Below are 12,725 nucleotides of genomic sequence, written 5' to 3'. Positions count from 1 at the left end.
CAGGCTGCAGCCTATAGCGCGATGGTTTAGCTTGAATACTGCCGCGGGCCGGTCACCTCTCCCGCTTGCGGGAGAGGTCGGCGCGAAGCGCCGGGTGAGGGCTTTCTCCTCTAGGGGATTGTCCCATTGCGGAAGCACCCTCTCCCCAACCCTCTCCCGCAAGCGGGAGAGGGAGCGTACATCCCTGCTTGCAACATCGAATCTCATTTCGCTTTAGCGGACGAAGCTTGCGTCCCGCTCTAGGACTGGCCGAGAATCTTCTTCGCGGCGCGAAGGTGCGGCTTGTCGATCATCTGACCGTCGAGCCGCAGCGTGCCGGAATTGGGATTGCTCGCGAACGCCGCGATCACCTTCTCCGCCCAGGCACGCTCGGCCTCCGTCGGCGCGAAGGCCGCGTTCACGATGTCGACATGCTTGGGGTGGATCAGCGCCTTGGCCGAAAAGCCGTCGCGCCGCGCGGCACGCGTCTCCTGCTCGAGGCCGGCAAGATTGTCGATGTCGGTGTAAACCGTGTCGATCGGCGCGACCTCGGCGGCTGCCGCCGCCATCAGGCAGAGATCCCGCGCCAGGCGATAGGGGCTGTGGAACACGCCGCCGCTCGCCTTCTCGGTAGCGCCGAGCGAGGCGGAGAGATCTTCCGCGCCCCACATCAGGCCGGCGAGGCGAGGGGAGCAGCCCTTGTAGCTGCCGAGCCCGAAGATCGAGCCGGCAGTCTCCGTCGCGACGCAGACGATGCGGGTCGCGCCGATCGCGATGCCGGAGGCGGCTTCCAAAGCTTCGAGCCAGGTTGCGACCTGACGCACGTCCTCGCCGCCTTGCGATTTCGGCAGCACGATGCCGTCAGGCCTGCCCGGCATGATCGCGGCGAGATCGGCCAGCGTCATGCCGGTGTCGAGTGCGTTGACGCGGACATAGAGCTGATGCGGGCCGGGGCGGCTCTTCAGCATCGAGAGCGTCAGCTCACGCGCCTCCGCCTTCTTCTCGGTGACGACGGAATCCTCGAGATCGATGATCAGCGCGTCGGCCTTGCCTTCGCTCGCCTTCTCGAATTTGCGCGGGGAATCGCCCGGCACGAACAGCATCGAGCGCATCAGACCGGCCTCTTGTGCATCATCGCCATGCGGCGGCATTTGCCGACAATCTCGTCGTTCTGGTTCAGGGCATGGTGCTCGAACTCGACGATACCGGCCTTGGGCCGCGATCTGGATTCCCGCACAGAGAGCACCTTTGTCGTGGCCCGCAACGTGTCGCCATGGAAGACCGGCTTCGGAAAGGTGACGTCGGTCATGCCGAGATTGGCGACGGTAGTCCCTAAGGTCGTATCATAGACCGTCATGCCGATCATGATGCCGAGCGTGTAAAGGCTGTTGAAAATGCGCTGGCCGAACTCGGTCTTCTCGGCGAAATGCGCGTCGATGTGCAGCGGCTGCGGGTTGAGCGTCAGCAGGCTGAACATGGTGTTGTCCATCTCCGTGACGGTCCGGGTCAGCGGATGCCTGAACTCCTGGCCCACGGAAAAGTCCTCGAAATATAGTCCGGCCATCGCGGTTTCCTCCCTGCGAAATAACGGCGCACGCGCAGCGTCGCGCCGCATGACCCCATGCATGGTAGACACACTTCGCGGGCAAATTCACGTATCTGCCTGCAGTTTTTCGAGCTAAAGAACGCTTGGCGAAGGGAGATCAAGACCATGGATTTCGCGCTCACCGATCAGCAGGAAGCCATTCGCGACGCCATCGCCAAGATCTGCGAAGGCTTTCCCGACGCCTATTGGCTGAAGAAGGACCACGACGGCGGCTTCCCGCACGACTTCCACAAGGCGCTGGCGGACGCCGGCTGGCTCGGCATCTGCGTGCCGGAAAAGTATGGCGGCTCCGGGCTTGGCATCACGGAAGCGGCGATCATGATGCGCACCATTGCCGAGTCGGGTGCCGGCATGTCCGGTGCCTCGGCAGTGCACATCAACGTGTTCGGGCTCAACCCCGTCGTCGTGTTCGGCACCGAGGAGCAGCGCAGGCGCATGCTGCCGCCGATGGTCCAAGGCCGCGAGAAGGCGTGCTTCGCCGTCACCGAACCCAACACCGGCCTCAACACCACCCAGCTCAAGACCCGCGCGGTCGCCAAGAACGACCGCTACATCGTCAATGGCCAGAAGGTGTGGATCTCGACGGCGCAGGTCGCGCACAAGATTTTGCTGCTGGCGCGCACCACGCCGCTGGAGGAGGTGCGCTCGCCTACCCACGGTCTCAGCCTGTTCTACACCGATTTCGACCGCAACAGGATCAAGGTCCACGAGATCGAAAAGATGGGCCGCAAGATCGTCGATTCCAACGAGCTGTTCTTCGAGGATTTCGAGATCCCGATGGAGGATCGCATCGGCGAGGAAGGCAAGGGTTTCGAGTACATCCTCGAAGGCATGAATCCGGAGCGCATCCTGATCGCGGCCGAGGCTGTCGGTTTGGGAAAACTCGCGCTATCGCGCGCGACCGAATACGCCAAGACGCGAATCGTGTTCAACCGGCCGATCGGCAAGAACCAGGGCATCCAGCATCCGCTTGCGGTGAACTGGGTCGAGCTCGAGGCGGCCTGGCTGATGGTGATGTCGGCGGCCTGGCAATACGACAAGGGCATGCCCTGCGGCGCCGCGGCCAATGCCGCAAAATATCTGGCGGGCGAAGCGGGCTTCTCGGCCTGCGAGCAGGCGGTGATGACCCATGGCGGCTTCGGCTACGCCAAGGAATTCCATGTCGAGCGCTATTTGCGCGAGGTGCTGATCCCGCGCATCGCGCCGGTCAGCCCGCAGCTCGCGCTCAGCTTCATCGCGGAAAAGGTGCTGGGGCTCGCGAAGTCGTACTGAACAAGTCGTACTGAACGGGTCTATTCGGCGGCGATCCGCTCCATCGCCATGGCGCGAAGCCGGGCGCGCTGGATCTTCACGCCGTTGGCGCTGTCGGTGACGGGGAAGGCGTCCACGACATAGATCCGCGCCGGCACCTTGTAGCCGGCGAGCCGCTCGCGCAGGCGCGCGATCAGCGTCTCCTGTGTGGGCGGCTCCGTTGTCGGGATCACGAAGGCGACGCAGCGCGCCTGGCCTTTGAGATCGATGGCGACGACCTGGGCGTCGGCGACACCGGTGCAGGATTTGAGCTCGTCCTCGATCTCACCGGGCGCGACCAGGAAGCCGCCGAGGCGCATCGCATCGCCGGCGCGAGTCTCGTAGACGAACGACCCGTCGCCGCGCAGCCGGCCGATGTCGCCGGTCCGGAAGAAGCCGTCGGCGGTGATCGCCTCGCGCGTCGCCTCCGGATTGTTGAAGTAGCTGAGGAAGCGCGAGGGCGCGCTGATCTCGATCTCGCCGGAGACGCCGCTGGCAGCGAGCTCGCCTGTCTCGACCTCGCGCACGCGGACTTTCGCCTCCGGCGACATCGGCCAGCCGCCGCCCTCGACCCGATCGGCAAAGGCATCGCCGGGGCGGCCGATCGAGAACAGCGCCTGCACCTCGCTCGATCCGTAGAGGCCATACAGCTTCATGCCGCGCGCTTCGGCTTCCACAGCCAGCTCGCGCCAGCCGGGCTGGAACGCGGCGAAGCCGCAGACTTCGAGATGCGGAAACGGGCGTGGTGCATCGGTGAGGGCGAGGATGCGCCGGAACATCTCGTCCGAACCGAAGGAATGCGTGATGCGCTCCGTGCTGAGGATCTTCAGCGCCGGCGCTGCCTCGAAGGCGTCGAGCACATGAATAGTCGCACCGGCGGCGAGGAAGCCGAGCAGGCTCGTCATGCCGAACGTGCCGCAGAACGGCAGCATCGCCAGCAGCGAATGACGCCGGGGATCGAGCTGGAGCGCGCGGGCGACGGAGACGGCGTGCGTCGCCAGCGTCGCTTGCGAATGCGCGACCAGCTTCGGCCCCTTGGTCGTGCCTGACGTGGTGTAGAGCAGCACGGGCAGATCGACATCATACTGGATCGGCGGAGGGGGCGGGTAAGGCGTCTCGAACGCATCGAACCGCACGCAGGGCCAGCGTGCGGGGATCGCATCCGCGCCGACCACGGCCAGCCGTTGCAGCGCGGGCACCTCGGCCTCGGCGACATCGGCGAGGATGGCGGCAAAGTCGATCGCGCGAAATGCGGCCTCGACGACCATGAGCTTCGCGCCTGATAGCTTGAGCAGGTGCGCGACTTCTGCGCTGCGATAGCGCGTATTGACGGCGGCGACGACCGCACCGAGCCGTGCGGCGGCGAACAGCAGTGCAAGCCATTCGACCCGGTTGACCAGCCAGACCGCGACGACGTCGCCCTTGCCGATGCCTTGCGCGGCTAGCCAGGCGGCGGTCTGCTCGATCTTCGCCGAGAATTCCGCGCGAGAGACGGCCTTGCCGTCGAATACCAGGGCAGGGTCGGCGGCGGTCTTGATCCGGAGCAGCGATTGCAGCGAAACATCGTTGGCGCTCATGGCCATCGGACTAACCCGGTCGCGCAAGCCTGTCTACTTGGTGCCGAACATCCGGTCGCCGGCGTCGCCCAGGCCCGGCACGATATAGCCGTGGTCGTTGAGCCGCTCGTCGATCGCGGCGGTCCAGATCGTCACGTCGGGATGCTCGCTCTGGAACTTGGCGATGCCTTCAGGGGCGGCCAGGAGGCAGACGAAGCGGATGTCGCGGGCGCCGCGCGCCTTGAGCAGGGAGGCGCCGGCGCAGGCGGAATTGCCGGTCGCCAGCATCGGATCCATCAGGATCACGGTGCGGTCGGACAGGTCCTGCGGCGCCTTGAAGTAATATTCCACGGCCTGCAGCGTCTCCGGGTCGCGGTAGAGCCCGATATGGGCGATGCGCGCCGAAGGCATCAGCGCCAGCATGCCGTCTAGGAAGCCGACGCCGGCGCGCAGGATCGGCGCCAGCGTGAGCTTCTTCCCGGCGATCTTTGGCGCCTGCATCGCCGCGATCGGCGTCTCGATCTCCACCAGCTCCAGCGGCAGGTCGCGCGTCACCTCGTAGCCGAGCAGCATCCCGATCTCGTTCAGGATCTCGCGAAAGCTCTTGGTCGAGCGGTCCTTCTCCCGCATCAGGGAGAGCTTGTGCTGGACCAGGGGGTGGGCGACGACGTTGACGTTGCTGGTGCTCATGAAACCGCTCTACACGGTTCCGTGAAACTGCGCCAGATCGGCCAGGTGGTTTTAGGCAACGCCTTTTCCGCGGGATAGCCGGCCTCAACCGGGCAGCGCGACTGCGCTGTGCGCGCGGTTGCTTGCCTCATAGGCAGCCATGGTCAGCTCGCGGTCGATCGCCGCGCGCATGGCGTCCATGGCTCCCCGGCGCAGGCGCCGCTTTGCGGTGGCATGCGACGGCTTGTGGATGGCGCGCAGGCCGGTGATGATCGTCTCGATCGTGGCGTCGACCATCTCAGGTGCAACCACGCGATCGAGAAAGCCGGCCGTCTGCGCCTCCTCGGGCTCGTACATCTCGCCCAGCGTGACGGTATGGCTGAGCCAGGCCGGATGCAGCCGGCTGCGCGCGAGCTCGATGGCAAAGCTGGGCGGCGCGATGCCGATCGCCACCTCGTTCAGCCCCATGCGGTGCGGTCCGCGCGCGCCCAGCCTGACGTCGCAGGCGAGCAGCAGGAACGTTCCCATCGGGTAAGCATGGCCCTCCATCACGCCGATGGTCGGATGCGGAAACGACGTCAGCCGCAGCGCAAGCTCGGCGCCGGCCCGGACCATCTCGAGGCTCTTGGCGGCATCGCCCGAGGCGAACACTTTCAGATCGAAGCCCGCGGAAAAGATGCCGGGCCGGCGCGAGCGCAGCACCACGATCTCCGCCTCCGTCTCGGCGCGGTCGAAGGCGGCGCCGATCTCGCCCAGCATCGCGGCCGACATCACGTTGACCTTGCCGTCGTCGAGCCCGATCCGCGCCACGCCGTCGTTCAGTTCATAGGTCACTCTCTCAGGCATCTGCCTCTCTCCGTCAGTTGTCATGCCTTGACTGTCGGAGGCTGATGTAGACCAATCAATATAATTTCCGAGCGGAGGAGAGTGCCATGCCAGCCGTGCCGAAGCACCGTCAGCCCATCATCAATGCCGCGGTGACGCTATTCCGCCGCCAGGGATTTGCCCGCACCGGCCTCAACGACATCGTCGACGTCAGCGGCGCGCCGAAGGGGTCGCTCTATCATTACTTTCCGGACGGAAAATCCTCGATCGCGGTGGCGGCGGTGGAGGAGGCGGGCCGCCGCGTCGCGACGACGGTCGCCGAGCTCGCGGCAGAGTGCGGTTCGACCGGCGAGCTCTTGCGCGCGCACGCCAGACTGCTGGCAGGCTGGATGCAGGGCTCCGGCTTCCGTAACGGCTGCCCGATCACGACCGTGCTGCTCGAGCTTGCGCCGCGCGAGCGCGCCGTGTCGGAGGCCGGTCGCAAGGCCTATGCGGCACGGCTATCGATCCTGCGTGACAAGCTGGTCGCCGACGGGTTTGCCAGGCCGCGGGCGGAGGCGCTGGCGGTGCTCTGCACGTCGGCGCTCCAGGGCGCGCTGATCCAGGCCCGCGTCGAGCGCAGCGGCCGGCCGATCGAGGTCACCGCGTCGGAGCTGGCGCGCCTGATCGAGGTGGAGGTGAGGCGCTAGCCGCCGAGGCCGCGAAAAGTCATGACATCTGCAATGCCGGTCAGGCGTGGAGATGCCAGATATGGATTGCGGTCCTCAGCGCGATCAGCGCGGTGAGCACGCTGCCCATCGACAGCATGGCCAACCCATCCAGGGCGATACGCTCGAGTCGAGCTTTGCGCAGCTTCGATATGCGCAACTGCTGTTCAGCCCCTCAGACGGGGGCGTTCAAAGCCGAGAATCGGCGTCGGCATTTCTCGTGTCCTTTCAAATGCGTCTAGCGGGAATTGTGGCAGGCGACCGGCTCGTAAAGCGGATCCAGCATAGGGCACACCGACGGAACGCTCGGCCGCGACACTTCGATGGCCAGCGTCCGGACTTCGACGAACGCCGACAACAGAGAGAGCGCGAGGTCGGCATGGCGCGCCTCGACCGCGGAATCCAGCCAGTCCGGCAGCTCGCGCTCGCGCGACAGCGCGCAATGCCACTCGCCGTCATCGTAGGCGATGCGGCGGACCTGCCACATCGGCAGCTCGAGCTCCATCAGCGCCAGCGCCGCATCGGCCCAGGCTTCCGCATCGATCAGGCGCATGACGCGGGCTGCGCGTTCGCCCCGGCCCAGCGACGGCAAGCGTCGGCAGGCGCGACCGATGATGTCGAGCATCAGCGGCCGCGTCATTGAATGGGCATTGCGCAGCTGTTCGGCGAGCGAGGGGAGATCGAGCGGGTGGAGAGCGGTCATGGCAGGCCTCCTGGAATTGGCGTCGGTCAGTCGGCCGGCCTCGCCAAGATGGCGGGAAGAGCATTTGAAAACGAGAGAGGGATCGGGCGAGAGATATAGGGATTCCATAAGCGGCCGGGTCTTCCCGGTCAGCGGACTCGTAGCGGCAGCCCGTGCGCACGCCTCGTTCTTCGAGACGGCGCTGACGCGCCTCCTCGGGATGAGGCTCATCGGCGTCAGTGCCCGCTGAAACTATGGCCGCACTCCGCCCTCATCCTGAGGAGCCCGCCCCAAGCGGGCGTCTCGAAGGATGGCTGCGGGGAAGGCTCTCAGCCGCGATAGCCCTGCGCCGAGACGGGCCGGCCTTTATGAGATTCCTATAACGTCGCCACAGGTCTCATCTCGAAAACCTATGGGCACGGTGGCACTTCAGCGCGGTGAAGTTCCGGTCCGTGCCGCGCTCGATCGCAGCAAGCGGCCCGCCGGGATCCAGAGGCGGGCTATCCCGGACATCGTCTCTCCTAAGGAGTATCGCCATGATGGACCTTTTGATGTTGGCGCTGGGCTTCTTCTTCTTTGCCCTCGCGATCGGCTACACCTATGCCTGCGAACGGCTGTGAGGGAGCGGACCATGATCTTCGATTATGCGCTCGCCGGCGCCGTCTCGTTCGGCCTCCTGATCTATCTCACCTATGCACTGCTGCGGCCCGAGCGGTTCTGACGCCGTGCTGCTGCTCGCAAAATTGCTGCTGGCCGAGGCTGCGCTCGTCGCGGGCCTGCTCGCGCTGCTCCTGCCGCTTTTGCGCCGGACCAAAAGCCTGAAGGGTTAATGCCATGACTGTGATCGGTTGGTTCCAGATCATTCTCTATTGCGCGATCGTGGTCGCGCTGACCAAGCCGCTCGGCTGGTACATGACGCGCGTGTTCAACGGCGAGCGCACCTTCCTGTCGCCCGTCCTGCGGCCGATCGAGGCCGGCATCTATTGGATATCCGGCGTCGACGAGAAGCGCGAGCAGCACTGGCTGACCTACACGGTCGCGATGCTGCTGTTTCATGTCGGTGGCTTCCTCATCATCTACGGCCTGATGCGGCTGCAGGCCGTGCTGCCGTTCAATCCGGCCGGTCAGTCCGCGGTCGCCGAGGATCTGTCCTTCAACACCGCGATCTCCTTCATCACCAATACCAATTGGCAGAATTACGGCGGCGAGAGCACGCTGTCCTATCTGACCCAGATGGTCGGCCTGACGCACCAGAATTTCCTGTCGGCGGCGACCGGCATCGTGCTCGCGGTTGCCCTGATCCGCGGCTTTGCCCGCGCGTCCATGCGCACAATCGGCAACTTCTGGGTCGATGTGACCCGCTGCACGCTCTACATCCTGCTGCCGATCTGTGTCGTGTTCACGCTGTTCCTGGTCTGGCAGGGCATCCCGCAAACGCTTGGAGACTACGTCGAAGCGACCACGCTCGAGGGCGCCAAGCAGACCATCGCGGTCGGCCCGGTGGCCTCGCAGGTCGCAATCAAGATGCTCGGGACCAATGGCGGCGGCTTTTTCAATGCCAATGCCGCGCATCCCTTCGAGAATCCGACCGCGCTGTCGAACTTCGTGCAGATGCTGTCGATCTTCGCGCTCGGCGCGGCGCTCACCAACGTGTTCGGCCGCATGGTCGGTAACCAGCGCCAGGGCTGGGCGATCCTCGCCGTGATGGGCGTGCTGTTCGTCGCAGGCGTCGCCGTTTGCTATTGGGCTGAAGCCAGCGGCACCACGACCCTGCATGCACTCGGTCTGACCGGCGGCAACATGGAGGGCAAGGAAGTCCGCTTCGGCATCGTTGCGTCCTCGCTGTTCGCGGTGATCACCACCGCCGCGTCGTGCGGCGCCGTGAACGCCATGCACGACAGCTTCACCGCGCTCGGCGGCATGATCCCGCTGATCAACATGGAGTTAGGGGAGATCATCGTCGGCGGCGTCGGCGCCGGCCTGTACGGCATGCTGCTGTTCGTCGTCCTGGCGATCTTCGTCGCAGGCCTGATGGTCGGCCGTACGCCGGAATATGTCGGAAAGAAGATCGAGGCGCGGGAAGTCAAGATGGCGATGCTCGCCATTCTCGTCCTGCCGCTGATGATTCTCGGCTGGGCCGCCGTCGCTGTGGTTTATCCCGCGGCGGTGGCGTCGATGGCGAATGCCGGACCGCACGGCTTCACCGAAGTGCTGTACGCCTTCACGTCGGGGGCGGCCAACAACGGCTCGGCCTTCGCGGGCCTCACCGGCAACACGTTGTTCTACAATCTCACGCTCGCCAGCGCGATGTTCGTCGGTCGCTTCTTCATGATCGTTCCGGCCATGGCGATCGCAGGCTCGCTCGCCGCGAAGAAGTCGATCCCCCCGTCGATGGGCACTTTCCCGACCACCGGAGGCCTGTTCGTCGGCCTCGTCGTCGGCGTCATCCTGATCATGGGTGGCCTGACCTTCTTCCCGGCGCTCGCACTCGGTCCCATCGTCGAGCATCTCGCGATGAACGCCGGCAACGTTTTCTGATCTCGCTTTTCGGAGTGACCTCCATGGAACATGTCCACAAATCCAACAAGCGCATGCCGGTCTCGGCGATGCTGGATCCCAAGATCGTGATGCCGGCGATCGGCGCTGCCTTCACCAAGCTCGATCCGCGCGCCATGATCAAGAACCCCGTGATGTTCGTGGTCGAGATCGTGGCCGCGCTCACCACGGTGATCTTCCTGCGCGATGTTGTCACGGGCGGCGCGGGCCTCGGCTTCACCTTCCAGATCATCCTCTGGCTGTGGTTCACCGTGCTGTTCGCCAATCTCGCCGAAGCCGTCGCCGAGGGCCGCGGCAAGGCGCAGGCCGAGACGCTGCGCAAGACCCGCACCGAGAGCCAGGCCAAGCTCCTGAGCGGCGCGGGCCGGGACTACAAGCTCGTGTCAGGCACGAGCCTGAAGGTCGGCGATCTCGTGCTGGTCGAGGCGGGCGACACCATCCCCTCGGACGGCGAGGTGGTCGAGGGCGTCGCCTCCGTCAACGAGGCCGCCATCACCGGCGAGTCCGCGCCCGTGATCCGCGAATCCGGCGGCGACCGTTCGGCGGTGACGGGCGGCACGCAGGTGCTGTCGGACTGGATCCAGGTGCGCATCACCGCCGCGCAGGGATCGACCTTCATCGACCGCATGATCAAGCTGGTCGAGGGCGCCGAGCGGCAGAAGACGCCGAACGAGATCGCGCTCAACATCCTGCTCGCCGGCCTCACCATCATCTTCGTGTTCGCCACCGTCACGATCCCGAGCTACGCCGCCTATGCCGGCGGCTCGATCTCGGTGGTCGTGCTGGTGGCTCTGTTCGTGACGCTGATCCCGACCACGATCGGCGCGCTGTTGTCCGCCATCGGCATCGCCGGCATGGACCGCCTGGTGCGCTTCAATGTGCTGGCGATGTCGGGCCGCGCGGTCGAGGCCGCCGGCGACGTCGACACGCTGCTGCTCGACAAGACCGGCACCATCACGCTCGGCAATCGGCAGGCGACGGCCTTCCGTCCCGTGCGCGGCGTCACGGAGCAGGAGCTGGCGGATGCCGCCCAGCTCGCCTCGCTGGCGGACGAGACGCCGGAAGGCCGCTCCATCGTCGTGCTGGCCAAGGAGAAGTACGGCATCCGCGGCCGCGACATGGCCGAATTGGGCGCGACCTTCGTTCCGTTCACGGCGCAGACCCGCATGAGCGGCGTCGACGCCGGCGGCTCGTCGGTGCGCAAGGGCGCGGTCGATGCGATGCTGAACTATGTCGGCCGCGGTGCACCGCTGGCGGTTGCCTCGGGCAGCACCGCGCGTGCCCTTCAGCCCGGCGGGCTTTCTGAGGTTGGCCGCGAGATCCAGACCATCGCCGATGAGATATCGAAGGCCGGCGGCACACCGCTGGCGGTCGCCAGGGACGGCAAGCTGCTCGGCATCGTCCAGCTCAAGGACATCGTCAAGGGCGGTATCCGCGAGCGCTTCGCCGAACTCCGCCGCATGGGCATCCGCACCATCATGATCACCGGCGACAACCCGATGACGGCGGCCGCCATCGCCGCGGAAGCCGGCGTCGATGATTTCCTGGCGCAGGCAACGCCCGAGGACAAGCTCAAGCTGATCCGTGACGAGCAGGCCAAGGGCAAGCTGGTGGCGATGTGCGGCGACGGCACCAACGACGCCCCGGCGCTCGCCCAGGCCGATGTCGGCGTCGCGATGAATACCGGCACTCAGGCCGCCCGCGAGGCCGGCAACATGGTCGATCTCGACTCCAACCCGACCAAGCTGATCGAGGTGGTGGAGATCGGCAAGCAGCTCCTGATGACGCGCGGTGCGCTGACGACGTTCTCGATCGCCAACGACGTCGCCAAGTATTTTGCGATCATCCCGGCGATGTTCCTGGCGTTCTACCCCCAGCTCAACGTCCTCAACGTCATGAACCTGTCGAGCCCGCAAAGTGCCATCCTGTCGGCCATCATCTTCAACGCGCTCGTCATCATCGCGCTGATTCCGCTGGCGCTGAAGGGCGTCGCCTATCGCGCCGTCGGTGCCGGCGCGCTGCTCCGCCGCAACCTCCTGATCTACGGCCTCGGCGGCATCGTCATTCCCTTCATCGGCATCAAGGCGATCGACCTCGCGGTGACCGCCTTGCACTTGGCATAACCGGTCATTGCGAGGAGCCCTTGCGACGAAGCAATCCAGACTGCCTCCGTGGAAAGACCCTGGATTGCTTCGCTTCGCTCGCAATGACGGAAGACATAGGAGACCCAACATGCTCAGAGAAATCCGCCCCGCCATCGTCCTCTTGCTGGCGCTCACTGCTATCACGGGCCTTATCTATCCGCTCGCAATGACCGGCATTGCCGGCGCGCTGTTTCCTGTGCAGGCGCAAGGCAGCCTGATCGAGAAAGACGGCAAGGTGATCGGCTCCGCCCTGATCGGGCAGGAGTTCAAGGACGACAAGTACTTCCACGGCCGCCCCTCGGCGACGCTGGCGCCGGACCCGAACGATTCGACCAAGACGGTGCCCGCGTCCTACAACGCCGCCAATTCGGGCGGCTCCAATCTCGGTCCGACCAGCAAGGCGCTGGCCGACCGGCTGAAGGAGGATGTGGCCAAGCTCAGGGCCGAGAATCCGAACGCCCCCGTGCCGGTCGACCTGGTGACGACTTCGGCCAGCGGCCTCGACCCGAACATCTCGCCGGAAGCGGCGCAATTCCAGGTGCCGCGCGTGGCGAAGGCGCGCAATCTGCCCGAGGATCAGGTCAAGCAGCTCGTGACCGCCAGCACCGAAGGCCGCCTGCTCGGCCTGCTCGGCGAGCCCCGGGTTAACGTTCTGGCCTTGAATCTCGCGCTCGATCGCATGGCCGCGAAGTAGCGGTCTAGGCTCGCAGT

The 12,725-nt window shown here is 65.6% G+C and carries 12 protein-coding genes; 6 read left to right on the top strand and 6 right to left on the bottom strand.

What is annotated here, in order from left to right; all coding sequences use genetic code 11:
- Nucleotides 1-239: 239 nt before the first annotated feature.
- Together ABIA45_RS18670 and ABIA45_RS18665 are read right to left on the bottom strand one after the other, a co-directional pair.
- Nucleotides 240-1,091, bottom strand: a complete 852-nt coding sequence (locus ABIA45_RS18670) for an HpcH/HpaI aldolase/citrate lyase family protein (RefSeq protein WP_404653133.1) — start codon at nucleotides 1,089-1,091, stop codon at nucleotides 240-242.
- The gene (locus ABIA45_RS18665) at nucleotides 1,091-1,594 is read right to left on the bottom strand and encodes a MaoC family dehydratase (protein WP_333919378.1); all 504 of its coding nucleotides are present in this window, start codon (nucleotides 1,592-1,594) and stop codon (nucleotides 1,091-1,093) included. The genes ABIA45_RS18670 and ABIA45_RS18665 overlap by 1 nt, the downstream gene beginning before the upstream one ends.
- Nucleotides 1,595-1,690: 96 nt before the next feature.
- Between ABIA45_RS18665 and ABIA45_RS18660 the strand changes: the two genes are divergently transcribed.
- Complete coding sequence (locus tag ABIA45_RS18660) at nucleotides 1,691-2,857, top strand: acyl-CoA dehydrogenase family protein (protein WP_404653132.1); 1,167 nt, start codon at nucleotides 1,691-1,693, stop codon at nucleotides 2,855-2,857.
- A 20-nt stretch (nucleotides 2,858-2,877) separates the two neighbouring features.
- Here ABIA45_RS18660 and ABIA45_RS18655 read toward each other — a convergent pair whose 3' ends face one another.
- From ABIA45_RS18655 to ABIA45_RS18645, 3 genes are all read right to left on the bottom strand, one after another.
- The gene (locus ABIA45_RS18655; protein ID WP_404653131.1) at nucleotides 2,878-4,452 is read right to left on the bottom strand and encodes an AMP-binding protein; all 1,575 of its coding nucleotides are present in this window, start codon (nucleotides 4,450-4,452) and stop codon (nucleotides 2,878-2,880) included.
- Between the two features lie 33 nt (nucleotides 4,453-4,485).
- A complete protein-coding gene (gene upp / locus ABIA45_RS18650) occupies nucleotides 4,486-5,121 on the bottom strand; it encodes a uracil phosphoribosyltransferase (protein ID WP_404653129.1) in 636 nt (211 codons plus the stop codon).
- A gap of 84 nt (nucleotides 5,122-5,205) precedes the next feature.
- Nucleotides 5,206-5,946, bottom strand: coding sequence for a crotonase/enoyl-CoA hydratase family protein (locus tag ABIA45_RS18645; protein WP_404653127.1), 741 nt, complete (start codon nucleotides 5,944-5,946; stop codon nucleotides 5,206-5,208).
- An 86-nt stretch (nucleotides 5,947-6,032) separates the two neighbouring features.
- Here ABIA45_RS18645 and ABIA45_RS18640 point away from each other — a divergent pair, with 86 nt between their 5' ends.
- Nucleotides 6,033-6,614 (top strand): TetR/AcrR family transcriptional regulator, encoded by a 582-nt coding sequence (locus ABIA45_RS18640; RefSeq protein ID WP_404653125.1) that lies wholly within the window; start codon nucleotides 6,033-6,035, stop codon nucleotides 6,612-6,614.
- Nucleotides 6,615-6,870: 256 nt separating this feature from the next.
- Here the strand turns inward: ABIA45_RS18640 and ABIA45_RS18635 are convergent, their stop codons facing one another.
- Nucleotides 6,871-7,335 carry a hypothetical protein gene (locus ABIA45_RS18635; protein ID WP_404653124.1) on the bottom strand — a complete coding sequence of 155 codons (465 nt, stop codon included), beginning with the start codon at nucleotides 7,333-7,335 and terminating at the stop codon, nucleotides 6,871-6,873.
- Between the two features lie 610 nt (nucleotides 7,336-7,945).
- On the opposite strand from ABIA45_RS18635, the gene ABIA45_RS18630 reads away from it, so the two are divergent.
- The 4 genes from ABIA45_RS18630 (at nucleotide 7,946) to ABIA45_RS18615 (ending at nucleotide 12,708) form a co-directional block, all read left to right on the top strand.
- Entirely contained in the window at nucleotides 7,946-8,035 is a 90-nt protein-coding gene (locus ABIA45_RS18630; protein WP_035698142.1) for a K(+)-transporting ATPase subunit F, read from the top strand.
- A gap of 113 nt (nucleotides 8,036-8,148) precedes the next feature.
- Nucleotides 8,149-9,852, top strand: a complete 1,704-nt coding sequence (kdpA, locus tag ABIA45_RS18625; protein WP_275497075.1) for a potassium-transporting ATPase subunit KdpA — start codon at nucleotides 8,149-8,151, stop codon at nucleotides 9,850-9,852.
- Nucleotides 9,853-9,875: 23 nt separating this feature from the next.
- Complete coding sequence (kdpB, locus tag ABIA45_RS18620) at nucleotides 9,876-11,993, top strand: potassium-transporting ATPase subunit KdpB (protein WP_404653122.1); 2,118 nt, start codon at nucleotides 9,876-9,878, stop codon at nucleotides 11,991-11,993.
- A 109-nt stretch (nucleotides 11,994-12,102) separates the two neighbouring features.
- Nucleotides 12,103-12,708: a K(+)-transporting ATPase subunit C gene (locus ABIA45_RS18615; protein WP_404543198.1), complete on the top strand. Its 606-nt coding sequence runs from the start codon at nucleotides 12,103-12,105 to the stop codon at nucleotides 12,706-12,708.
- Nucleotides 12,709-12,725: the final 17 nt, after the last annotated feature.

Origin of the sequence: Bradyrhizobium sp. USDA 336, assembly GCF_044908355.1 — a bacterium.
Classification (GTDB): Bacteria; Pseudomonadota; Alphaproteobacteria; order Rhizobiales; family Xanthobacteraceae; genus Bradyrhizobium; species Bradyrhizobium yuanmingense.
Note: the sequence above shows the minus strand (reverse complement) of the source record. Positions and strands in the feature narration are given on the sequence as shown.